Genomic DNA, 22,749 nt, shown 5'->3' with positions numbered 1-22,749 from the left:
AAAAAAAGAAAGATAGTTTTGGTGATATCACTAATCATCAAAAACTATCTTTCCTAATTATTAAAAACGAATACTTATTTTTAATTATTTAAAGACACATCTTTTGCGCCGTATTTAGATTCTCTTTCTTTAGCGGCTTCTAACCATTTTGGTACTAGGTTTTTCTTAAATTCTGCTTTCTCTTTTCTTAAAGCTTCCATATCTAAACCAATATACTCTTGAGCTTTTTCTTTAGTAGAAATGTCTGGCATATCTACAGGTTGGTTGTGGCCTAACTCAGCAAGTAAACGTGCTAATTTAACACGACCGTCTTGAACAATCGTAAAACCACTACCTATAACTCTAGCGGTTTCAACTGGAGAGTGAAAAGATGCACCGTGAGATGCCGCGGCATAATCCCAACGCCATTGTGCATGACGGATATCCATTAAAATATCTTTCATCTGCTCTTCTGTTGCTCCTAAATCCCAAGCTTTTTTAGCTTCTACATGAGCCTTAACCAAAAAGCCTTCTAATTTCAATCTATTTTCTGCTGTTTTACGCTGACGATCGTAAACATTAATCTTTAACTTATCGGCATCTTCTCTATGGCACACTTGGCACGCATTAGATACATTGTTTAAAGGAGATTGTATGTGGTGATCTGTAAATTTTTGTCCGCCTTCACTCTTATATGGCATATGGCAATCTGCACAAGATACACCACGATCGGCGTGAACTCCTGTTAAGTAAGTTTCGTATCCTGGGTGCTGCGCTTTCAACATTGGTGCACGACTTAATTTGTGTGTCCAATCGCTAAATTCAATAGCATCATAATACTCTTCCATAGCTTCTACAGACATACCGTTTTCCCAAGGTAATTTTAAATAAGGCACTCCTTCTTTTCCTGGTATTTTTTTATCGAAATAGTACTCTACGTGACATTGTGCACATACTAAACTACGCATTTCTTGGTGTGTAGCTTGGTTAATATCTTTCCCCATAGCATCAAAAGCTTCTACTAAAGCAGGGCGAGATATGGTTAATTTCATAGTTTTAGAATCATGACAATCTGCACAACCAATTGGATTTACAATCTCATCACCTTTATCTGCCCATTTACCAGAATAAAATTCGGCTATACCTTTTTCATTCATTAAACGTGGCACATCAGGACTCTTACATGTCCAACATGTAGCAGGCATTGGTCCATCACCTTCTCCTTTAGGTCCACCAGTTCTAAGTGAGTTTGTTATATCCTTAATAGCATTCATGTGACCACGACCTTGATTATAATCTTTAGAAAAACCATAACCAGCCCATAGCACAACTAAATTAGTATCTTCATCTAGCATATCGCGCATAGCAGAACCACCTTGGTAAGTTGCAAAACTAGTGTCGGCTGTTTGTAAAAACGACTGATACTCGGCTGGATAATTTTTTCCCCATTCGGCATTTCTTGGCTCATTATCACCAATGTTAACCTTTGGAACATATTGATATTTAGCCTCGTTTTTCCTATTAACAATACTTGATGCTAATAATCCCAGTAGAAATACGACTACTACTGTCACAATAAATAAAACCTTGTTTTTCATGTATTAAGTATAATTTATTTTAAAATCTATTTGGTTTCCATTTCTTTTTCCAACCAGCTTGGTATAACAGCCTCTTCCTTATCTGTCGGTAGTGGCGCTATATTACTTTTTATTGTTGAAATTCCATGTACTGTACCATGTGGTACTTCTTGATGGCAAGACCAGCATTGTCTTTCCGTTCTATTTTTAGCATGATCTTCTATATATCCATCATACTTTACTTGTGTAACTTGCTGCACATGGCAACGAATACAGTTATTTTGAACCACCTCTTGAGATGCCTCTCGCATAAACATCACCTCTGGCTCTGCTCTTAACGTAAAAACCGATGCGTGAAACAAACCATCTTTAGCTTTAAAGTAGTACTTATTAAATATGTTGTTGTGTGGTACATGGCAATCGTTACAAGATGCCCATTCTCTGTGCGAACTATGCATCCAACTATTATAAACTGGCGTCATAACATGGCAGTTTACGCAAGCTAAAGGATCATCAGACATGTAAGAAACCAATTCGGCCTCCTTCGTCATAAATAAACCTAAACCTGTGATAATAGCAATAAAAAAAACCGCTATTGTTCGCCATCTAGATTTTTTATTTGGTAATAATTTGTTTTGTATATCCACAAGTATAAATTATTCAAGTTTATTAATTAACTACCTTTTCTTATTTTAGTTTGTAAAAAATCAACTACTAACATTATCTTAAAAATACATTTTTTCCTTTTCATCCAAAAAGAAAAACCTGATTTTTAACAACTTAGCAAATATGTTAAAATTTTTAACAAAATAAAATGACAAATGTCATGTTATAAAAAAAGTAGAATTAAAAATTAATATCGTTATATTTGCCAATACATAACGGTATTTATAATGATCTCCATTCCACAAGCCATTTCTACAGTAAAGGCAAACACCAACGCTCTAATGAAAACAACTATTAAAACAGTTGAAAAAGCCGGTGGCTATATACTTTCTAAAGATGTTACATCCCCTATTAACATGCCGCCATTTAATCAATCGGCCATGGACGGATATGCTTTAAACTTACACGATAGCAACACATACCGCTTAATGGGAGAAATTCAAGCAGGCGATGAACACCAATCTGTATTAAAACCAGGGGAAGCCTACCGGATATTTACAGGAGCTGCCGTTCCAAAAACTGCAAATGCGGTGGTTATGCAAGAAAAAGTTACCGTTGAAAAACTATTAATAAAAATTGAAGGTGACGTCTCTATAAAACAAAATATTCGACCTTTAGGAGAACAAGTAAAACATGGTGATTTAGCTTTAAAAAAAGGAACAAAATTAACACCGGCGGCCATTGGGTTTTTGGCTTCTTTGGGTATTACAACAGTTTCTGTATACAAAAAACCATCGATAGCTATTATTACCACAGGAAATGAATTGGTAGACCCAGGAACCGATTTAAAATACGGAAAAATATACGAAAGTAACTCTAAAATGTTACTGAGTGCGCTGTACAATTTAAAATTCTACGATATTAATTTATATAATGTTGCAGATAATTATGGTAGAACGGTAACACAATTAAAAACGGCAATTAGCGAAAACGATCTTGTTATTATTACGGGAGGTATATCGGTTGGAGATTACGATTTTGTCGGTAGAGCCTTAACGGAATTACACGTTGAAGAACTTTTTTATAAAGTGAAACAAAAACCAGGCAAACCTTTGTTCTACGGAAGAAAAGGAGCGACTCAAGTTTTTGCATTACCAGGTAATCCTGCTGCGGCACTTACTTGTTTTTACGTTTATGTTTATATCGCGTTGCAGCAAATGATGAATCGTGAGGAGCTAGAACTAAAACGGATTTCAGCTAAATCCGCAACACATTTTCTAAAAAAGGGAGATAGACCTCAGTTTTTAAAAGCCATTTATAATAATGGTGAAGTTGAAATTCTAGAAGGGCAAAGTTCGGCCATGCAACAAACCTTTGCTTTAGCCAATGCTCTAGTTTTTATGGATGAAAACGAACAGGAAATTACCATAGGAAAAACAGTTGAAACCATAATTTTACCCGAATGATATGAGCTACAAAATTAAAAGCAGAATTTGGATAGAATCCGAAAACCATGTGCTTTTAGGTGAAGGGCGCGTGCAATTATTAAAAGCCATTGAAACCAAAGGATCTTTATCTAAAGCAGCTAAAACTTTAGGTTTATCATACAAAAAAGCATGGTCTCTAATAGATTCTGTAAACAAATCGGCTAAAAAACCTGTAACTATAAATAGTACAGGCGGCAAAGGTGGCGGAGGTGCAGAATTAACAGATTATGGCAAACAATTAATTGCCGTGTTCGATGAAATAAATAATAACTGTTGGAATTTTTTAGATGAACAAACTCAGAAACTTGATGAATTATAGTATGCAACAAAAAAAGTACTCAGAATGATGTCTGAAGTTATCTTAAAAAATAATCCACAATCTTAAACAAATTATCAGTAACCAAACACAATGCTACAAACCGAAAACATAACCTTGTTTCTAATTATTTTACCCATTGTATCCTTTCTATATTCTAGTGTTGGACATGGTGGCGCAAGTGGTTATTTAGCCCTTATGGCGCTGTTTTCGTTTGCTCCAGAAACAATGAAACCCACTGCCCTATTGCTTAATTTATTTGTGGCAGGAATTTCATTTTACTATTATTTTAAAGCAGGCTTTTTTAATAAAAAACTATTTCTAGCCTTTGCAATAACCTCTATTCCATTTGCTTTTTTTGGAGGCACTATTGAAATCGACGCTTCTATTTATAAAAAAATATTGGCCGTTTTACTCGTTTTTGCCATATTAAAAATGCTTAATGTTTTTGGAAAAGAAAGTGATAATATAAAGGAGGTAAAACTTTGGCAGGGCCTCTTTTTCGGAAGTATAATTGGTTTTTTCTCTGGGCTCATTGGTATTGGTGGCGGCATTATTTTAAGTCCAGTGATTTTATTATTTCATTGGGGTAAAATGAAGGAAGCCGCAGCCGTTTCTGCATTGTTTATTTGGGTAAACTCCGCATCAGGTTTGGTTGGTCAATTATATAGTGGTGTTACACTTCAAAAGGAATCCTTTCTATTAGTAGCCATTGCTTTAATTGGTGGTATTTTAGGTGGTTACTTCGGAAGTAAAAAAATAAACAACATGCAACTTCGCTATATTTTAGCCTTTGTTTTAATTATTGCCTGTGGCAAATTATTTTTCACTTAAATATGATAGATAAAACGAATATAACAGGCATTATTCTCGCAGGCGGGAAAAGTTCTCGAATGGGTACTGATAAAGGCTTTTTAATGCTGAATGGTAAATCGTTTATGCAACATAGCATCGATGCTTTAAAGCCGTTAGTTTCAGAATTTATTATAGTATCAAATAATACGGATTATGATGTTTTTGGCGTAAACCGAATTAATGATTCTATTGAAAACGCAGGGCCTTTAGCCGGAATTTATTCTGGTTTAAAAGAATCTAAAACAGATTACAATTTAGTGCTGAGTTGCGATATTCCTTTGATAAATTCAGATGTTTTAAGACAGTTAATTTCGGGTATCGATGCCACTTCCGAAGTTATTCAAATAGAAAGTAATAATCGAAAAATGCCACTGATTGCACTTTATAGTAAATCTTGCAAAACTAAATTTGAGAGGCTATTAAACGCAGGCGAACGAAAATTACAATTTGCCGTAAACCAGTGTTGTGTTAAGAGCGTTTCTATTAATGAAAATGAAGATTTATTTACAACAAATGTTAACACTAAAGATGAATTAAAACAGTTAAAAGCATGCAATTAAACATAAAGTATTTCGGACAAATTTCTGAAATTACAGAGATTAATGAAGAGTGTATCGAATTTTCGGGAGATAATGTTTCCGATCTTTTAGAGGTTCTTCATTCTAAATATAAAAACCTAGAAAATAAAGATTTTAAGGTAGCTCAAAACCAAGAATTAGTTTCGGAAGCCACTAAAATATCGGGTCAAGACATTGCATTATTACCACCATTTGCTGGTGGATAATTATTTTAGTTTTTATAAAGAACCCATTAAAACAAAAAAATGAGTAACAGATATAACCGACATATTATCCTTTCTGAAATTGGAGAGATTGGACAAAACAAATTAAACCAAGCCAAAGTTTTAGTTATTGGTGCAGGTGGTTTGGGTTGCCCAGTTTTGCAATACCTTGCAGCTGCAGGCATTGGTAATATTGGCATTATTGATTTCGACCTGGTTGATATTACAAATTTACAACGTCAAATTCTTTATGGAACTTCAACGTTAGGTAAAAACAAAGCTGAAGCTGCCAAAGCACGTTTAGAAGATTTGAATAGCGATATTTCTATTGTAGCTTATCCGGAAAAACTAACACATAAAAATGCTCTAGATTTATTTAAATTATACGATATAATTGTAGATGGTTCCGATAATTTTGAAACTCGTTATTTAGTTAACGATGCCTGCATTATCGCAAACAAACCGCTAGTTTTTGGAGCTATTTATAAATTTGAAGGTCAGATTTCGGTGTTTAATTATAAAAATGGACCAAGTTATCGTTGTTTGTTTCCCGAAGCACAAACAAAAGGGAGTGCGCCAAATTGTTCAGAAATTGGTGTTTTAGGTGTGCTTCCAGGAATTATTGGCACCATGCAAGCTAACGAAGTTTTAAAGATCATTTTAGAACTTGGTAACACACTATCCGGGAAACTATTTTGCTACAATGCCTTAACATTAGAAAACACAACCTTAAAGATTAAACGGTCGGAAACTGCCGTTGAATCTGTTCTTAATGACAAAGACAATTTTCATCTAAAAGCAATCAATTGGAATTGTGAGGTTGAAATTATCCCTATTTCAATTGAAAGTGTTTTATCAGAAAAAAACATTCAATTTATTGATGTTAGAGAAACTCATGAACAACCAAAAATTGACGATTTACCTATTATGTATATTCCGTTAAGTCAGCTAGAAAATCAACTAGATCAAATCGATATCACAAAAAAGAAAGCTATTTTTTGTCAATCAGGAATGCGAAGTAAACGCGCGGTAGAACTATTACTAGAACATAACATATTAAACTGTTTTAGTATTGTTGAAGGCGCCGCCGAAATACAAAATAAAATAAACGAACATAATAACATGTTACTAAATGAAAGATAAAAAACCTAAAAGCGTATTTAAAGAAGGCCCAATAACATCAGACTTTATAGGGAATTCTATTTATAAACATCAAACGAAAACAAGTATTGGTGCTCATAACATTTTTTTAGGACAAGTTCGTGCCGATGTTATCGATGATAAAACGGTAGCAGCTATAGAATACACGGCTTACGAAGATATGGCAAACAAAAAATTTCATGATATTCGAGAGGCTGCTTTTGATAAATTCGACCTTACCTGCATGCACATTTATCATAGTTTAGGCACTGTAAAAGCAGGCGAAATATGCTTATTTGTATTTGTATCATCACCGAGACGTAAAGTGGTTTTTGAAGCTTTAGAATTTATAGTTGAAGCGATTAAAGCTGATGTACCTGTTTTTGGAAAAGAAATTTTTGAAGATGAAACGCATCAATGGAAAGTGAATTCATAATATTTTTTATAGCCAAAGAATTAAATTGAAAAATCTCTAATAAACTAAATGCTTTACGCAAATTTCAGTTAAACACATAAAAATGGTAGACATCACCCATAAAAGCACAACTTTACGCACTGCAATCGCTCAAGCTGTGGTAAAAGTAAGTAAACCCGAAACTATAGAAGCTATTAAAAACGATACCGTGCCTAAAGGACATGTTTTTGCGATGAGCAAAGCTGCAGGGCTTTTAGGAGTAAAACGTACTCCAGATATTTTACCCGATTGCCACCCTTTACCTATTGAATTTACCGGTGTGGAATACGATATTAACGGATTGGAAATCACCGTACTTTTTACAGTAAAAACTATTTACAAAACAGGTGTTGAAGTTGAAGCCATGCATGGAGCAAGCGTTGTGGCCTTAAATATGTACGACATGCTGAAACCTATTGATAAAGGCATCGAGATTCACGCCATTAAGTTATTAGAGAAAAAAGGTGGGAAATCGGATTTTAGAGATCGTTTTAGAAAAGATTTAAAAGCAGCAGTAGTTGTTTGTTCTGATACTATTTCTGCTGGACATAAAGAAGATAAAGCTGGTAAAGCCATTATTGAAAAATTAGAATCTTGCGATGTGAAAATTTCAGAATATGTTATTATTCCTGATGAAATTGAAGATATTCAAGCTAAAGCCAAACAATACGAGGCCGAAGGTATCGATATGGTTATTTACACTGGAGGCACAGGACTTTCTGGGCGCGATGTAACACCAGAAGCTTTAATTCCGTTGTTAGATAGACGTATTCCTGGAATTGAAGAAGCTATTAGAAATTACGGTCAAGACCGTACACCGTTTTCTATGTTATCGCGCAGCGTTGCTGGTACTATAAAAGATACACTAATTTTAGCTTTACCTGGCTCAACTAATGGTGCTAAGGAATCTATGGATGCCATTTTTCCTGCTGTTTTACATAGTTTCAGGATTTTGAAAGGCGCTAGACACGATTAGTTTTTAAAAGATTACTTCTGGTTTTTTAAACCTGAAAATATAGAATAAATTAAAATAATAGTAATGAAAAACGAAATTCCCGTATTACAAGATTTACACGGCAGAGATCACGCATATTTACGAATTTCGTTAATAGAACGCTGTAATTTACGTTGCTCCTATTGCATGCCTGCAGAAGGTGTTCCGCTTTCGCCGAAAAGCCATTTAATGACTTACGAGGAAATTTATGATATAGCAAAAATCTTCGTAAAACATGGCGTTACTAAAATTAGACTAACTGGCGGTGAACCTTTAATTAGAAAGGATATCCCTGTAATTCTAGAACAGCTATCATCACTTCCTGTAGAATTATCAATTACATCTAATGCCGTAATTATAGATAAGTATATTGATATTCTAAAAAAGAATGGAGTTAACAATATTAATGTAAGTTTAGATTCTTTAGATGCCGAAAAATTTAAGCACATCACGAGGCGAGATCAATTCACGAAAGTTTATAACAACATTTTACTTTTAGTAAAAGAAGGTTTTAATGTGAAGCTTAATGCGGTATTGATGAAAGATTTTAATGAAGATGAAATTATCGATTTTATCCATTTTACTAAAGATTTACCCATTGCGGTTCGGTTTATAGAGTTTATGCCTTTTGATGGCAACAAATGGGATATGAGTAAAATGGTATCTTATGCCGATGTTATGCAATTGGTTAACGCCGCTTTCCCCGAAACGGATATTGTACGCTTAACCGATGCTCCAAATGACACCTCTAAAAACTACAAAATAAAAGGCTACCAAGGTAGTTTTGCTATTATTAGTTCTGTGACTAATCCGTTTTGCGATTCTTGCAATAGATTGCGCTTAACAGCAAACGGACAATTAAAAAACTGCTTGTTTTCATCGGGAGAATCCGATTTACTAACAACTTTGAGAGCAGGGAATTCTATTGAGCCAATTATCCAAAAAGCTGTACAAGCTAAATTTAAAGTGCGAGGTGGTATGGATACTCTAAAAAAATTACAAGAACCTAAACTGCACAATAACAATAGAAGTATGATAACTATTGGTGGTTAACCCCAATTAAAAAACAATATTAAAACAAAAAAAACGCTAAAATCTGGGGAAGACTTTAGCGTTTTCGTTTTAAAAACAACATAAGCAGGAACAGTTTTCTATTTAAACTATATTTTGAAGAACACAGGTTTCATTTTGTTTGTGCTTTCCTCTTTATCTGCTCGAAAATTAATCATTGTCTTTACAAAATTTTCTATCTCATTCATTAAATAAAACAAATCTTCAGATACTTTTAAATCTGATGTAGTAGAATATCCAAAATATTTTAATTTATTCTGATTAAAAAAATATCTGGCACCCGCTTTGATAGCAAAGTTTATTCCTTTATCTTGTTTTATATCTATGAGTGTACAGTTTAAGCCAGATGTGTCTATCAACATTTCTAACTTATCTAATGTATCATCTCTACTGCCATTATTTATAAGGCACAATTTAACTTCACTTCTAAAATTAAATAAACTATCAAATAACCCTCTTTCTATTTCTAAAGCATTATTATTAAATACTATTATTACTCCAATCTTCATGACAAGTATTTAGGCCTTCACACTAGAAGCCTTAACTATTTTATCATTAGATTTCTTTCCTCTATATACCCAAGCAATTTGAGCAAGTTGCCCCACGATTTTCACAGAATCTTTCATGGATAGCTTAGATCCATCTGCATGAATCCATCTTTTTAATGGCTGCTCACAGATGTAAGTTTTTGCAGTTTCGGTACCAAAATGTAAGGTCATTCTTTTAAAAATTTCAACATCAAAAATCCATTGTGTAACAAATTTTTCTCTAAAAGAAAGTTCTATAACATCTTTGCTAAAAATTTTAGCACCACATTGTGTGTCTTTAAAGTCCATTCCCAGTATTTTTCTGATAATGAAATTAATAGTCATACTAATAATTTTTCTTGCAGACTCTTTAGTAATGTTTGCCCCCATTCTACTAATTCTAGAACCACTAACAATTTTAAAATCTGTAGTTTCAATCGTTTTTACTAAATCGTCAAAATCTCTTAAATCTGTAGATAAATCGGCATCTAGAAAGCCTATATAATCTAAATCATCACGTTTAGCCATGTGTAACATTCCTAACCTAACGGCTTCGGCTTTACCTCCATTTTTTTCGCAATCGTAAACTGTAATAAAATCTTCTCTACCTTTTCTTAAATCGTTTAAAACACGTAAGGTATCATCTTTACTTCCATCATTAACAAAACACAAATGGTATCCTGTGTTTGTGCTTATATAATCGGTAAATTCTTTACTTAATAAGCGCTCCTCTTCATCGTAGCATGGTATAACCACACCAACACAACGGTGTTGTATTACGCCATCTCCAGTAGTATCATTTGTACTTACAACATCCGGCTGACCTATTAATCGTTTTACTCTTGCCGAAATTTCATTTAAGCTTAACGGTTTTTTCATGTAATCGTTAATACCTAAATCAAAGCCTTCAGTAATTACTTTATCTTCTGTATTTCCAGATAACACCATAATTGGTGTATCTGCATTTTTAGAGTTTCTTACATACTTTATAATATCTAAACCCGAAACTCCAGGCATATTAATATCGACAATTACTAAATCTGGATTAAAGGTATTGTAAACCGAAATTGCTTGATTAGCATCGGTTTCGATTGTAACTTCGTATCCCAAATCGGTTAATCGCTTTTGTAGCGGTAGTAAAACTAGCTGTTGGTCGTCTATGGCTAATATTTTCATAACAAAATTTTTAAAATTCGTAGGTTAAATGAATTGGTTAATGGGTTCTAAAATAAATATTTATACGTTTAATGCGATCACAGATCTCATTTAAGCTTATTGGTTTCTTTAAATAATCATTAATTCCAAATCTAAATCCTTCGGAAATAGCTTCGGCGCTTGTATTTCCTGAGAGTACTATTATTGGTATTGTTGAATTTTTAATGTCCCTAATATACCTGATAAATTCCAAACCTGAAAATTTTGGCATATTAATATCGACAATTAAAAGGTTGGGTTTGAAGCTATCAAAAATTTCAAAACCTTTTTTAGGGTCTGTTGAGGTGCAGACTTGATATCCTAATTGTTCTAGTTTTTTCCTTAGCGGCAACAGAACTAGCTGGTCATCGTCTATGGCTAATATTTTCATTATTTTAGGGTTTCAGTGGATTATACTTCAAAAATACGTCTGAATTCCCTGTTAAAATTTATATTTAGATTAACCTCAGCTTAACTGTCGATGAGTTGCAGATTTATGTAGATAAATAAATTATGTGCCTTTAGGAAATTATTTATCTTTACCATGTAGCTCTTAGAGATTTAAACCACTTAATGAAAGAAACATCTAATAAATATTTAATTGTAGCCTTACTAGTTGGCCTTGCATTTCATGGCTCTTCTATTTTCTTTACATTAGAAACAACTTATGATGCTTTAATACATTTATTTTTTGCTGATCATTATGCTAATAGTTGGTTTGAACCCTGGAATTACGAATGGTATACGGGCTTTACAGTACAAAGCTATCCGCCGTTAGTCCATCAATCCATTGGGTTTTTCTCCTTAATTGGAGGTTTAAAATTTGGTATGTTTACTGTAGCTCTTATTGCTATTGTATTATTTATAACCGGATCTTACCGGTTTTCTCTTTTAATCACATCGGATAAAACGGTTGCCGGATACGCTTGTGTTCTAGCCGTTTTCTCTTCTTCATTTGTAGAAACGCTACATATATTTGGTCAATTACCTAGTATTATAGGTGTATCTGTCTTAATGCATTCCTTACCCGAAATATATTTATGGCTTAAAACAGGTAAGCTTTGGTACTTAGTCACCTCGTTATCCTTAATATCGGTAACCGTAACATCTCACCATGTAACCCCCATTTTCGGAATGGTATTTTTTATATTCCCATTAATTGGCATGGTTATTATGGATGTTTCTCGAGAGCAGGTAAACACCATGAAAGAAGTAACCTTTAAGGTGTTTTTAAATAGTTTCTTTAAACTCTTTAAGCGTATTGTAAGTTTCGGTATGCTATCGCTGGTTATTATTATTTTCTGCATATTGCCTTATTGGATTAACTCTAAAGCAAACCCTATTACGCAAGTACCTATACCACATGGCTCTCGCGATAATTTCTTGGAAATCACATCTTCTGGTTTAGTCTTCTTTTTGATTCCTTGGGGTACTTTACTTATTGTTTTGCCTTATATATTTTATAGATACTATTCTAAACGTTATTTATTTTTTGGTTTATCTATAACCATTTGTACTATTTTAGGTACTGGTGGTACTACACCTGTACCTTTAAAAATACTTGGCGAAACGGCATTTAATATTTTAACCCTAGACCGTTTTACACTGTGGGCGTCCATAATGTCTATTCCTCTGTTTGGTGAATTTGCTTACCGATTTGTAGAAGGCGATTTGAAAGAACTTATTCAAACTAAATTTGGAGCTGTTTATCACAGAATTATTGGCGGCATACTTGCTGGCTTATTTGTGTTTATGGTTATGTTCACCATGAGTTTAGGATACTTTAGACCATCGCAACCTCAGAAAATAAAAATGCTTCCTATTGTGAATTTCTTAAACCAAGATGATCACGATAAATGGCGATTTTTAACCCTTGGTTTTGGAGACCAGATGGCTTGGTTAAGTGCACAAACAGATGCCATGACGGTTGATGGAAACTACCACTCTGCAAGACGATTGCCTGAATTAACAACGCGCCCTATAGAACGTTTAGAAAACTCTAAATTTAAAGGTGTTGCCGGTATTGGATCCCTTCAGCAATTTTTAACCACACCAGAAAAATACAATCTAAAATATATATTTTCTAACGATAAATTTTACGACCCCATTCTCTACTATTGCGGCTGGCAACGTTTACGGCAATTAGAAAATGGTATTATGGTTTGGGAGCGTTTAAATATTCCGCCTGTTCCTGCTATTTTACCAAAGGAAGATGTAGCCAAATGGTTAAAAATTCTTTGGGGAGTTATGCCTTTTTTAACGGTATTAATCGCATTTGTAATTAATATACAAATGCTTTGGGTAAATGCTTTAAAAACAAAAATTAAAGAAAAGCCAGACTTTTTAAAATACCCTACACGATACATTAAATTCCCTAGAGGCGTGTTGTTTATAACGCATATTTGGTCGCTTATATTAGTGTGTGTTGTTGTTTATGGCATCTATTTATTCTACCTTAAAAACGATTCGCAGCGCAGTCCAGAAAATGCTATTATAGCTTATTATGATGCGTTAGATTTTAAAGAATTTGAAACAGCACATGGCTTAATTGACCCTGACAGTAATCTGCCTATAGCGCAGTATATGCTAGAAATATCGGTTACCGATGGTTTACTGAGTAGTTATGCCAAAATGGATGCTATAGAAACTGAAGTTACTATGCATAACGATAGCACAGCATCTGCTAAAGTGACTACACAATGGATTACACCATTAGAAAAAATTGAGAAGATTGACTATAAAACCTTGTCTAGCCATAAAGGGAAATGGTTTTTACAACCCGATGATTTAAATTCCGATTTACCTCCAGACCAGCTATATTCTAATAATGTAACTAAATATTTTAACCAAGGTAGAAGGCGTATTACAACAGAACAAACGCATCATGAAGATATTTTAAAACAACCCGTTTTAGAAGTACTTTCTGCTAAGCTTGTAAAATACGATAACCACTACGCTATTATTGGTGAAGTACAAAATATTGATAATGTGCCTGCCGATGTTATTTTAAAAGGAACACTCTATAATGATGATAATAAGCAATTAGCAACCTACAATGCTAAATACCATGTAAAGCATAAATTAATGCCAAAGGAATCTAGTAGTTTCCGAATTAATTTTGAAGGCATTGCTTGGTCTAAAACTCAAGATTCTATTCCAGATACTTTTAATCCAGATGAATTTACACCTGTTGAATTTGAAGAGCAGCCAACAAAATTCAATTTACAAGTAGCCGGTAATGTCTCGGGATCAGATTTATACAAAAATATTGTTTTAAGTGAATTAAACATTGAAGATGGTGTTATAAATGGAAACTTATTTAATAGCGGAATTCAAGAAATCACAATTCCGCAGTTATTGGTAACCTATTACAATGAAGATAAAAATATGCTTTGGGTAGACCATATGTTTGTAAAAGAAGGCATAAGGCAACAAAGAAAACTTCATTTTGAATACCCGATTTTAAAAAATGGTACGGTTAAAATTATTAATGATGATATGACCAATATTTTTATTAACGGTTTACCAAACGATGCTATTTCAGATAAAATAGTACCCGATCGAATTGAAAATCATGCGAATACTCAATTTCAAAAAATTGAGCATCCCGATTATAGTTATATTAAAATTGAAATGAATACTTATATAGGCAGCCCGAATTAATGCAACTAAAACGTACATATCTATTAACTTTAGGATTGATTTTATTATCATCCTTTACATCTATACACGCAAATACAGCGAACATAAAACTACTAACCACACAAACCGATTTTATTGTTGGTACCAACGTAGTTTTAGAGTTTTCGACTACTGATACCGTACTACCTATGCTGTATTGCTCAAATAGTTATGGCTCGACGTTAATTAACCCAACTTTAGAAAACAAGAAACTCCGTTATCAAATCCCTACAAATATTTATAAAAAAGTGGGTGCGGTAAATTGGTCGTTAATCTATAACAGCAACACGCTTTCTGGAGTATTTAACATGGTGCCTAAGCCCGAAGTAGCCACAATGGAAACCTATATTGGTCCGCCAAGTATAGAGGCTGGAGGTAAAGATTATACCATGCTCGTTATTATACCAACAGATTCTTTAGATAACCCCGTTCCGAAAAACACAACTGTAAATGCAAAACATCAATTTTTAGCTTCGGAAGAAGTCGATAATATTGTTACTAACAATTTAATTGCCTTCAAAAATATTCATTCTAAAAAAGAAAGCGGACGCATGCTCGTATCATCGGAATGTTTAAGTATAAATTCCAAAGAATTCACTATTAACGTTATGCCTGCCGTGCCTGTAGATTTTGAAATTTCGGCACACAGACCTCACGATTATGCCGATGGTAACCAAGTGACCACCTTTTCAACCACAACAATAAAAGATAAGCAAGATAACGTTGTAAGCGATGGTACTTTTGTAATTTTCTACATCACCAATAAAAACGGAAACATTTTAAAAACCTCGGGAACAACGCTAGATGGTATTGCTACGGCTAAGATTATTCATCCAGATTATGCCGATAATTGGAGCATTAAAGCCTACGTAGAGGGTATGTCTGAAAGTAACACCATAACCATAACATACACACAAGTTATTGAAGATTTTATTGTTGAATTTTCTAAAGATGGACGAGATATCAATGTGGGTCCACTCCAAAGTTTTATGCAACAAATGATTCCAGATGGCTTACAAGTAAAACTTCTAGTTTACAAAAATGATACACTTCTTGAAAAATATACCAAAACATCGGTTGATGGATATGCTCATTTTTATCTAAAATCTGATATCTTTAAACCAGATAACTACAATATCAAAATCCAAACCGCTGGATTAGAAAAAACTTTTAATAATATAAAACTATGGTAAGTGTAAGCAAAAACATATTACGCACCATTTTAATAGCCTCATACATTATGCTTGTAGCATTAATAATTTCTGGTGTAAGTGCTTTATTTAGCTACTTAAACACGGGTGCAGATAGAAGTACTATGCTGCATACAGAAATACAGAAAGTAGAACAATATTTACCAAAAGTTACTTGGGCTCCTTTAAATAATGAAGGTCGCCCAATAGATTCGCAAAACTTAAGCGCCTTACAAAACAACTATCTCGATGCTTGGTATGTAAAGCAAATAGCATACAAAACCAATAAACCAGCAGGTATAAAAGATTATTATACCGATAATGCTCGCGAAAATTTATTCAATTTTATTGAATTAAATAAAGAGCAAAACATCACCATAGATGCTACAACTTTAGAGCACCACCCTACCCTAGAATTTTATAGTGAAGATGGCCAGCTTGCTGTAGTTACCGATGATAATGTTGTAGAATATAAACGTGTTTTTAAAAACGATACTTTAATTTTAGAAACCACAGAAACATCTACCTATAAAATGGTGTTTTTATTAGAAGATGGTTTTTGGCGCACGAGGCACTTAGTTAAAGAAAATACGAAAATCCAGGAATTAGATAATGCCCAAATATCACTTAATAATTTTAAAATAAAAGGTATTAATTATTACCCACAAGCTTCGCCATGGGATATGTATGGCGATAAATTTAATTTAGATACCATTTCTAAAGATTTAAAAATTATTAAAAAAGCGGGTTTAAACACGATACGGATTTTTGTGCCTTATGAAAGTTTTGGCAAAGCAACAGTAGATTACCAAAAACTAGATCGATTAAAGCAAACCTTAGATGTCGCTGAAGCGGAAAAACTAAAAGTTATTGTTACGCTCTTTGATTTTTATGGAGATTACTCTGTGCTAGACTGGACACTAAACCAACGTCATGCAGAAACCATTGTAGCGGCATTAAAAAGCCATGAAGCCTTATTAGCTTGGGATATTAAAAACGAACCTAATTTAGATTTTGAATCTAGAGGAAAGGATATCGTTATTGCTTGGCTAGATAATATGATAAATTTAGTAAAATCTGTTGATAGCGAGCACGCTGTAACTATTGGTTGGAATAATATAGATAGTGCACCCATACTTAAAGATAAACTAGACTTTATATCCTTTCATTATTATGAAAGCTTAGATGTTTTGGAGGAAAAGTATAAAGTTTTAAAAACAGAAATACCAACGAAACCTATTGTTTTGGGAGAGTATGGTATGTCTTCTTATAACGGGTTTTGGAAACCATTTGGGGATAATGATGAGGATCAGGCTGTGTTTCATAAAAAAGCACAAGATATCTTTAAAAAACATGATATTGCTTTTATATCTTGGACTTTATACGACTTTACAGAAGTACCAAAAGAAGTCGTTGGTAGACTTCCTTGGAGAAAACGAGCTCAGGAGCATTTTGGTTTTATCAACAAAAATGGAGAGACCAAGCCCGCGTTCAGATATATATCCAATAATTAATCAACACTTCGAACGCGCTAATATTAAGCGCGTTTTTCAATTATTTTATTGAACGTATTTAAATAAATTTGAGCGATTTGAGACATTGGGTGTGCCGTTGCCGCTTCGTAATTTGTTTTTCCTAATTCTCGTCTATAAGTTTCATTGGTAACAATATTTTCAATAGCCGTTGCTAAACTATCAACACTTGTTGGATCAAAAAACTCACCACGGTAACCTTCATCTTGCACTAGTAAAGCTAAATCACCTAGATCTGGCATAACCACTGCTTTACCATAACTTCCAGCTTGATGCAATACTCCAGAACTTCCTGTAGTCGATGTATATGGAAATACAACCACAGCGCTATCATTAAACAATTTAGGAACTTCATTTTCTTCAACATAACCTGTAAAACGAACTTGTGGTACATGCTTATAATCTTCTTGTACTTTAGCTAAATAGCCTGGTACGTTAGGGTTATCGGTTCCTGCAATTACAACTTCTAAATCTAAACCTGTAGAATTTCTAACCTTTTCTACAGCTTCTATCATCCCTTCTACCTTTTTGTACGTACCAAATTTCCCAAAGGTCATAATTTCCATTGGTGTAACAGGCACATTAAAATCTGGCATTTCGGGAATTTCAAAAGTACCGTGAGGTATCAATTTTACATTTTTAGCATTGTATTTGTGCTCTAATATATCAACATATTTCTGCATGGTTACTGCCACAACATCAGCTTGTAAAATCAATCGTGTTAGAGTAGAACCTATAAAGCCGTATACTTTTTGCATTAATTTACTCTGTGTAAATCCTGCGCTTCCTAAATCAACTTCTTCTAAAATATTATGTAATAAAACAATACTCGGTATTTTTTTCATTTTACAAACTAAAGGCAACATTAAGCCTAAAGCTGCGGCAACTTTTTTATCACCAAACTTCATAAACTGTAAATTGAATAATACCGCATCTGGTTTAACACTAGTAATAGCACTAGTAACGCTTGTTATATTGCTGTAGCTATTAAATTCCCAACATTCTTTAATTGTAATTTTACATCCATCTTCCGTAAAAGCAACATCCTTTGGCTCTTCCGTTTTATCGGTTAACAAAATTAACTCTGTAACCTCTTCTTTTTGTCTGAAATGTTTTACCAAATGGTAAGCATACTCATTTAGAGTGACCTTACTTGGCGGATATGCGGTTACAATTGCTAACTTCATTATATGGGGTATTAAATGATAATTAATATCTACAGCGCAAATTTGGTTAATTATTACTAATTAAAAGGGTTACTGTAGACCGATGGTCGTTTACTGTCGATAAATGGAAACTTACTTAAGATTAAGCGTTTTAGCGCTTTTACTAGAATCGTATTTAAAATAGATTAATTGTATCACTAACAGCAGCAACATAGCTACAATTTGCATGTACACAACCTGCTCTAAACTATCGTGAAAATAGATAACTAATAGCATTTGAAGCATACCAAATACACCAGAAATAACTACAGGCACATACTTATCTAACGATAAATAGTAATAAGCAAAAATATTAGAGATCGCGAACATAGATGTTGCAATGGCATATTTCCATAAAAGTGGTGCCATAGAAATATAGCTATCACCAAATAGAAGTGTAATAATAGTTTCAGGGAAAGCTAAACAAACCAAAATTATGGTAATAGATATTGCAGCAATATAGCCCACGTATTTAAACAAAATAGGCGCAGTTTTTTTACCTTCTTTTTTTAGCTCTACCACAGTTGGTAAAAGCAACATAACAAACATCCAAGCAATGAAATATACAATACGACCAATTAATGCTAAAGATGCGTATAAACCGGCTTCGTAAGATTCAAAAAAGTGTTTTACTAAAAGAATATCACTGTTATTTATTATAATTTGAGTCAGCTCGTAAAAGGCCGTAATTATAAAAAAATGACGAATATCTTTTGAATGAGTTTGACTCAATACTAAAGCTTTCTTCGGAAAGAAATTTTTATACTTAAAGGGAAATAAACCAAATACAAACGATGCCAAGATCCCGACAGCAATAACCACAGAAGATTTTATATCGAATATTAATATTAAACCCAACGTAATAACCAGACGGCTTAACATTTCGGTTTGATAAGTTATCGATAGGTTTTTAAATGATTTTTTCCCCTGAAACACGCCTCGGTTTACACTCATTAAAAAATATAAAGGCACTCCAAAACCAAATACAACAAACATGTTTGAAGATGATGTATTAAATACATTTTGTAACGCTCCGGCAAATATTATAATAAGGGCACCAAATGCAAGACCAACGGCTAATGCGTTTTTATAAACTTTAGAAATAAAACTCTGAAAAATATCATTTTCGAATAATACAGAGAATTTAGCCGTTACTAACTGAAACGTCATGGCGGCAAAACTTAAAACTAATAAAAAGGTTATAAGTACAGCGGCATCAGCAAATTGAGCAGGACCTAAAATACGACCTAAAATTAAGTTGTATAAATAGTTACCTCCGTTTACGGCTAAAACACTAAGCATAAATAATTGCTCAGGTGTTATTTTTTTTTCTTTAATTTGGGAAAAGAACTGCATTGGTTTGGGGTTTTAATTGATTAATTCATTAGTAAAATAATTTATTTCCAGTGCAAAAATCAGCGAAGAATCAACAGAAGGCGCTTAAATTTCGTTCAGTGACGGTTTGCTATAGATGAATGATTGCATACTATTGATTAACTTGCAACAAGATAATAAAAATATAATTATGCCTTTAAATTTTCGCCTTTTATTCGTTATGTTACTCACAACTGTTTTTGCCTTTTCGCAAGACATGCAAACAGGGTTTACTTACTTAGAAACAGGAAAGTATGCCGAAGCAGAATCGTTTTTCGAAACTGTTTTAAAAGATTATCCAGACAATAAAACCGCTAAATTATGCTACGGCCGTGCTGTAGGATTACTCGGTGAATCTGGCAAAGCTGTTAACATTTTCACAGAATTGTTAAGTAAATATCCTGACGATTTTGAAATAAAACTGAACTATGCCGAGTCTTTACTTTGGGATAAAAATTATCCTGATGCAAAATCTTACTACGAAGTTTTAATAAAAGAAGATTCTAAATCTTTCGCTGCCCTATTAGGTTATGCCAATACGTTATCCAACCTTAAATTATATGCCGATGCTTTAATCTATGTGAATAAAGCGCTCGAAGTTCTGCCAGGGAACCCAAATGCTTTAACCTCTAAAAAATATATTTATTTAGGTTATGCTTACCAAAAACAGCAGCAACAAGATTATGATGGTGCTGAAGAATTATTAAAAAAGAACTTAACGCTTTTTGAAGGCGATAAAGACACCTTACTTAATTTGGCTAATCTTTATTTAATTTCAGGAAAATTCGACCAAGCCGAAAACACATATAAAACTATCGCTGAAAACCTTGACAATAAAACCATAGCATTAAACGGCATCGCTTTAGCGAAACACTTAAAGGGAAAAGAAAAAGATGCGCTTAACGTGAGTACTGAGGCTTATAGCTCTATTCCGCAATTGACAGATGAATCACTGATACAACAAACTCAAGTTCGATATATTCAGGCTTTAATTTGGAATAAAAAATATAAGGAAGCTAAAATTTTAATTGATGATTCAGTTGAAAAGCATCCTAACGAAAACTGGATTTTAGCATTACGTGCAACTTTAAATATTTATAAAAGTAATTTTAAAGATAGTGTTGTAGACTATAACAGTGTTTTAGAAAATGAAGAAAGTTCTTTTGATGGTAATCTAGGTAAGGCAAATGCTTTAAAAGCTATTGGAAAATATGATGGCGCCTATAAATCGGCCGAAAACACCCTAACATTTTACGATAAACAAAAAGATGCTTCTAATTTTATAAAAACTTTAAACACAACATTTACACCTTTTTGGGAAACTAAAGCATCTTATTCTTTTGATAATGGAGACAACAAGGCTTTTACTGTTAATACGAATATAGAGTTTCCAACGTCTACAAAATTTAAATGGTTGGCGAGTTACTCATATAGAACAACAAGTAATAAGGTTACGGATAACGATGCCACATCTAACGATTTTTCATTAGGATTATCTTATCAGTTATTACCTAACATTACTTTTAAAGGAACCGCCGGAGTTACTTCCGCGAAAGCGAACACAAGCGACTACACACAATTAGTAAGTGATATTTCTTTAAACATAAAACCATTTAAACTTCAGGTTTTAGATATTGGTTTTAAAAGTGAAATACAAAGTTTTAATGCTGAATTATTAGATAGAGAAATTGTAATGAATAACCTCTATGCCAACTACAACTTAAGTACAAATTTTAACTTAGGATGGTTTACACAGTATTTCTACACATGGCAAAATGATGACAATGCTAGAAATTTACTATTCACATCGCTTTACTATAATATTTTAAGCAAACCAGCCTTAAAAACAGGTTTAAATTATCAATACATTACTTTTAAAAACCAAGTCCCAACGATATACTTTAGCCCTGAAACATTTAACGCTGCTGAGGTTTTTGTAAACATTATAAAAGATGAAAGCATTACTAAGCCAAAAGCTTGGTTTTATGAGCTTACCGCAGCGACAGGTTTACAATATATTGAAGATGGTAGTAGCCAAAGTACTTACCGCATACAAGGAAAATTAGGTTATAAGTTTACAGAACGTGCCTTATTAAATTTCTATGGTACAAGAAGTAATATTGCTTCGGCAACAGCGGCTGGGTTTACATTTAACGAAGTTGGTTTGCGTTTTAAATGGTTGCTATTCGATACACCTATTTTTAGAGAATAGATCAAAACTTATTATATATTTTGGATATTTCTATAATATAATTACTGAAATATTTTCCACTAAAAAAGCTCCAATGTATTGGAGCTTTTTGCTTTTCTATAAGTATTGAAAACCATGAGATATTCTTGTTCGGAGCCGAAACTATAAGGTCTACTACCCTTTTATATTCTAATAAAACATTGTACTTAGCTTATTATACTAAAACGCTTAGCTTTATAATTACTTATCAAAGTACAATACAGCCTCAGCATATCAATTAAAAAATTAGAATAGCTTAAATGCTTATGTTTTAAATGAAGCTGTCTGGTTATATTAACAAGAAGATAGATCTTAAACTACTTCCTATATCTTCATATTCAAAAGGAAACTAAAGCCACAATCTTAACCATATTTAAATGAGTATAAGCAATCTATTCAAGATGCAATTAGGCGAATCATTTAAATATATAGTTTTAATTATATCATAGAAAGAGATATTTAGACACTCATATTTCATATTAAAAGGAATAATATAGTATTTTATTTAAAGCCTTCAACTAAAAAACAAATTAAATGGATTAAAAAGGAAATCACA

At 33.2% G+C, this 22,749-nt stretch carries 20 protein-coding genes; 13 read left to right on the top strand and 7 right to left on the bottom strand.

What is annotated here, in order from left to right; all coding sequences use genetic code 11:
• Positions 1-80 precede the first annotated feature (80 nt).
• Positions 81-1,577, bottom strand: a complete 1,497-nt coding sequence (nrfA, locus tag GQR98_RS14410; protein ID WP_159020110.1) for an ammonia-forming cytochrome c nitrite reductase — start codon at positions 1,575-1,577, stop codon at positions 81-83.
• 26 nt (positions 1,578-1,603) lie between these two features.
• Entirely contained in the window at positions 1,604-2,203 is a 600-nt protein-coding gene (nrfH, locus tag GQR98_RS14405; protein ID WP_233268013.1) for a cytochrome c nitrite reductase small subunit, read from the bottom strand.
• Positions 2,204-2,449: 246 nt separating this feature from the next.
• On the opposite strand from nrfH, the gene glp reads away from it, so the two are divergent.
• From glp to moaA, 9 genes are all read left to right on the top strand, one after another.
• A complete protein-coding gene (gene glp / locus GQR98_RS14400; protein WP_159020109.1) occupies positions 2,450-3,628 on the top strand; it encodes a gephyrin-like molybdotransferase Glp in 1,179 nt (392 codons plus the stop codon).
• 1 nt (position 3,629) lies between these two features.
• Positions 3,630-3,968 carry a winged helix-turn-helix domain-containing protein gene (locus tag GQR98_RS14395; protein ID WP_159020108.1) on the top strand — a complete coding sequence of 113 codons (339 nt, stop codon included), beginning with the start codon at positions 3,630-3,632 and terminating at the stop codon, positions 3,966-3,968.
• 90 nt (positions 3,969-4,058) lie between these two features.
• The gene (locus GQR98_RS14390; RefSeq protein WP_159020107.1) at positions 4,059-4,799 is read left to right on the top strand and encodes a sulfite exporter TauE/SafE family protein; all 741 of its coding nucleotides are present in this window, start codon (positions 4,059-4,061) and stop codon (positions 4,797-4,799) included.
• A gap of 2 nt (positions 4,800-4,801) precedes the next feature.
• Positions 4,802-5,380, top strand: coding sequence for a molybdenum cofactor guanylyltransferase (locus GQR98_RS14385; protein WP_159020106.1), 579 nt, complete (start codon positions 4,802-4,804; stop codon positions 5,378-5,380).
• Positions 5,371-5,604, top strand: a complete 234-nt coding sequence (locus tag GQR98_RS14380) for a MoaD/ThiS family protein (RefSeq protein WP_159020105.1) — start codon at positions 5,371-5,373, stop codon at positions 5,602-5,604. Before GQR98_RS14385 ends, GQR98_RS14380 begins: the two co-directional genes overlap by 10 nt.
• A 39-nt stretch (positions 5,605-5,643) precedes the next feature.
• Positions 5,644-6,744, top strand: a complete 1,101-nt coding sequence (gene moeB / locus GQR98_RS14375) for a molybdopterin-synthase adenylyltransferase MoeB (protein WP_159020104.1) — start codon at positions 5,644-5,646, stop codon at positions 6,742-6,744.
• Positions 6,734-7,177, top strand: a complete 444-nt coding sequence (locus tag GQR98_RS14370) for a molybdenum cofactor biosynthesis protein MoaE (protein WP_159020103.1) — start codon at positions 6,734-6,736, stop codon at positions 7,175-7,177. The genes moeB and GQR98_RS14370 overlap by 11 nt, the downstream gene beginning before the upstream one ends.
• Positions 7,178-7,259: 82 nt before the next feature.
• The gene (gene moaCB / locus GQR98_RS14365) at positions 7,260-8,171 is read left to right on the top strand and encodes a bifunctional molybdenum cofactor biosynthesis protein MoaC/MoaB (RefSeq protein ID WP_159020102.1); all 912 of its coding nucleotides are present in this window, start codon (positions 7,260-7,262) and stop codon (positions 8,169-8,171) included.
• 63 nt (positions 8,172-8,234) lie between these two features.
• On the top strand, positions 8,235-9,242 hold the full coding sequence (gene moaA / locus GQR98_RS14360; protein WP_159020101.1) for a GTP 3',8-cyclase MoaA: 1,008 nt from the start codon (positions 8,235-8,237) through the stop codon (positions 9,240-9,242).
• 107 nt (positions 9,243-9,349) lie between these two features.
• Here moaA and GQR98_RS14355 read toward each other — a convergent pair whose 3' ends face one another.
• From GQR98_RS14355 to GQR98_RS14345, 3 genes are read right to left on the bottom strand one after another with little or no spacing between them, the layout of a single operon-like run.
• Positions 9,350-9,769, bottom strand: coding sequence for a glycosyltransferase (locus tag GQR98_RS14355; RefSeq protein WP_159020100.1), 420 nt, complete (start codon positions 9,767-9,769; stop codon positions 9,350-9,352).
• A 9-nt stretch (positions 9,770-9,778) separates the two neighbouring features.
• Positions 9,779-10,963: a response regulator gene (locus GQR98_RS14350; RefSeq protein ID WP_159020099.1), complete on the bottom strand. Its 1,185-nt coding sequence runs from the start codon at positions 10,961-10,963 to the stop codon at positions 9,779-9,781.
• 37 nt (positions 10,964-11,000) lie between these two features.
• On the bottom strand, positions 11,001-11,372 hold the full coding sequence (locus tag GQR98_RS14345; protein WP_159020098.1) for a PleD family two-component system response regulator: 372 nt from the start codon (positions 11,370-11,372) through the stop codon (positions 11,001-11,003).
• A gap of 182 nt (positions 11,373-11,554) precedes the next feature.
• Between GQR98_RS14345 and GQR98_RS14340 the strand changes: the two genes are divergently transcribed.
• From GQR98_RS14340 to GQR98_RS14330, 3 genes are read left to right on the top strand one after another with little or no spacing between them, the layout of a single operon-like run.
• Positions 11,555-14,644, top strand: coding sequence for a hypothetical protein (locus GQR98_RS14340; protein ID WP_159020097.1), 3,090 nt, complete (start codon positions 11,555-11,557; stop codon positions 14,642-14,644).
• On the top strand, positions 14,644-15,855 hold the full coding sequence (locus GQR98_RS14335; RefSeq protein WP_159020096.1) for a hypothetical protein: 1,212 nt from the start codon (positions 14,644-14,646) through the stop codon (positions 15,853-15,855). Before GQR98_RS14340 ends, GQR98_RS14335 begins: the two co-directional genes overlap by 1 nt.
• Complete coding sequence (locus GQR98_RS14330) at positions 15,849-17,366, top strand: cellulase family glycosylhydrolase (RefSeq protein ID WP_159020095.1); 1,518 nt, start codon at positions 15,849-15,851, stop codon at positions 17,364-17,366. Before GQR98_RS14335 ends, GQR98_RS14330 begins: the two co-directional genes overlap by 7 nt.
• A 23-nt stretch (positions 17,367-17,389) precedes the next feature.
• On the opposite strand, the gene GQR98_RS14325 is transcribed toward GQR98_RS14330, so the two are convergent.
• Both GQR98_RS14325 and GQR98_RS14320 read right to left on the bottom strand, forming a co-directional pair.
• Complete coding sequence (locus tag GQR98_RS14325; RefSeq protein WP_159020094.1) at positions 17,390-18,571, bottom strand: glycosyltransferase; 1,182 nt, start codon at positions 18,569-18,571, stop codon at positions 17,390-17,392.
• A gap of 111 nt (positions 18,572-18,682) precedes the next feature.
• Positions 18,683-19,945: an oligosaccharide flippase family protein gene (locus GQR98_RS14320; protein WP_159020093.1), complete on the bottom strand. Its 1,263-nt coding sequence runs from the start codon at positions 19,943-19,945 to the stop codon at positions 18,683-18,685.
• Between the two features lie 169 nt (positions 19,946-20,114).
• Between GQR98_RS14320 and GQR98_RS14315 the strand changes: the two genes are divergently transcribed.
• The gene (locus tag GQR98_RS14315; protein ID WP_159020092.1) at positions 20,115-22,175 is read left to right on the top strand and encodes a tetratricopeptide repeat protein; all 2,061 of its coding nucleotides are present in this window, start codon (positions 20,115-20,117) and stop codon (positions 22,173-22,175) included.
• Positions 22,176-22,749 lie beyond the last annotated feature (574 nt).

The sequence above is a fragment of the Algibacter sp. L3A6 genome, from assembly GCF_009796825.1.
Lineage (GTDB): Bacteria > Bacteroidota > Bacteroidia > Flavobacteriales > Flavobacteriaceae > Algibacter.
The sequence above is the reverse complement of the archived record's forward strand: the minus strand, read 5'-3'. Positions and strand labels throughout refer to the sequence as shown.

Bases quoted from the DNA above. Each gene is read 5' to 3' on its own strand.
- GQR98_RS14380 (WP_159020105.1), top strand. From the start codon at position 5,371: ATGCAATTAAACATAAAGTATTTCGGACAAATTTCTGAAATTACAGAG.
- GQR98_RS14395 (WP_159020108.1), top strand. From the start codon at position 3,630: ATGAGCTACAAAATTAAAAGCAGAATTTGGATAGAATCCGAAAACCAT.
- glp (WP_159020109.1), top strand. From the start codon at position 2,450: ATGATCTCCATTCCACAAGCCATTTCTACAGTAAAGGCAAACACCAAC.
- GQR98_RS14325 (WP_159020094.1), bottom strand. From the start codon at position 18,571: ATGAAGTTAGCAATTGTAACCGCATATCCGCCAAGTAAGGTCACTCTA.
- moeB (WP_159020104.1), top strand. From the start codon at position 5,644: ATGAGTAACAGATATAACCGACATATTATCCTTTCTGAAATTGGAGAG.
- GQR98_RS14340 (WP_159020097.1), top strand. From the start codon at position 11,555: ATGAAAGAAACATCTAATAAATATTTAATTGTAGCCTTACTAGTTGGC.
- nrfA (WP_159020110.1), bottom strand. From the start codon at position 1,577: ATGAAAAACAAGGTTTTATTTATTGTGACAGTAGTAGTCGTATTTCTA.
- GQR98_RS14345 (WP_159020098.1), bottom strand. From the start codon at position 11,372: ATGAAAATATTAGCCATAGACGATGACCAGCTAGTTCTGTTGCCGCTA.
- moaCB (WP_159020102.1), top strand. From the start codon at position 7,260: ATGGTAGACATCACCCATAAAAGCACAACTTTACGCACTGCAATCGCT.
- GQR98_RS14320 (WP_159020093.1), bottom strand. From the start codon at position 19,945: ATGCAGTTCTTTTCCCAAATTAAAGAAAAAAAAATAACACCTGAGCAA.
- GQR98_RS14390 (WP_159020107.1), top strand. From the start codon at position 4,059: ATGCTACAAACCGAAAACATAACCTTGTTTCTAATTATTTTACCCATT.
- GQR98_RS14315 (WP_159020092.1), top strand. From the start codon at position 20,115: ATGCCTTTAAATTTTCGCCTTTTATTCGTTATGTTACTCACAACTGTT.
- moaA (WP_159020101.1), top strand. From the start codon at position 8,235: ATGAAAAACGAAATTCCCGTATTACAAGATTTACACGGCAGAGATCAC.
- GQR98_RS14350 (WP_159020099.1), bottom strand. From the start codon at position 10,963: ATGAAAATATTAGCCATAGACGACCAACAGCTAGTTTTACTACCGCTA.
- GQR98_RS14335 (WP_159020096.1), top strand. From the start codon at position 14,644: ATGCAACTAAAACGTACATATCTATTAACTTTAGGATTGATTTTATTA.
- GQR98_RS14370 (WP_159020103.1), top strand. From the start codon at position 6,734: ATGAAAGATAAAAAACCTAAAAGCGTATTTAAAGAAGGCCCAATAACA.
- GQR98_RS14355 (WP_159020100.1), bottom strand. From the start codon at position 9,769: ATGAAGATTGGAGTAATAATAGTATTTAATAATAATGCTTTAGAAATA.
- GQR98_RS14385 (WP_159020106.1), top strand. From the start codon at position 4,802: ATGATAGATAAAACGAATATAACAGGCATTATTCTCGCAGGCGGGAAA.
- GQR98_RS14330 (WP_159020095.1), top strand. From the start codon at position 15,849: ATGGTAAGTGTAAGCAAAAACATATTACGCACCATTTTAATAGCCTCA.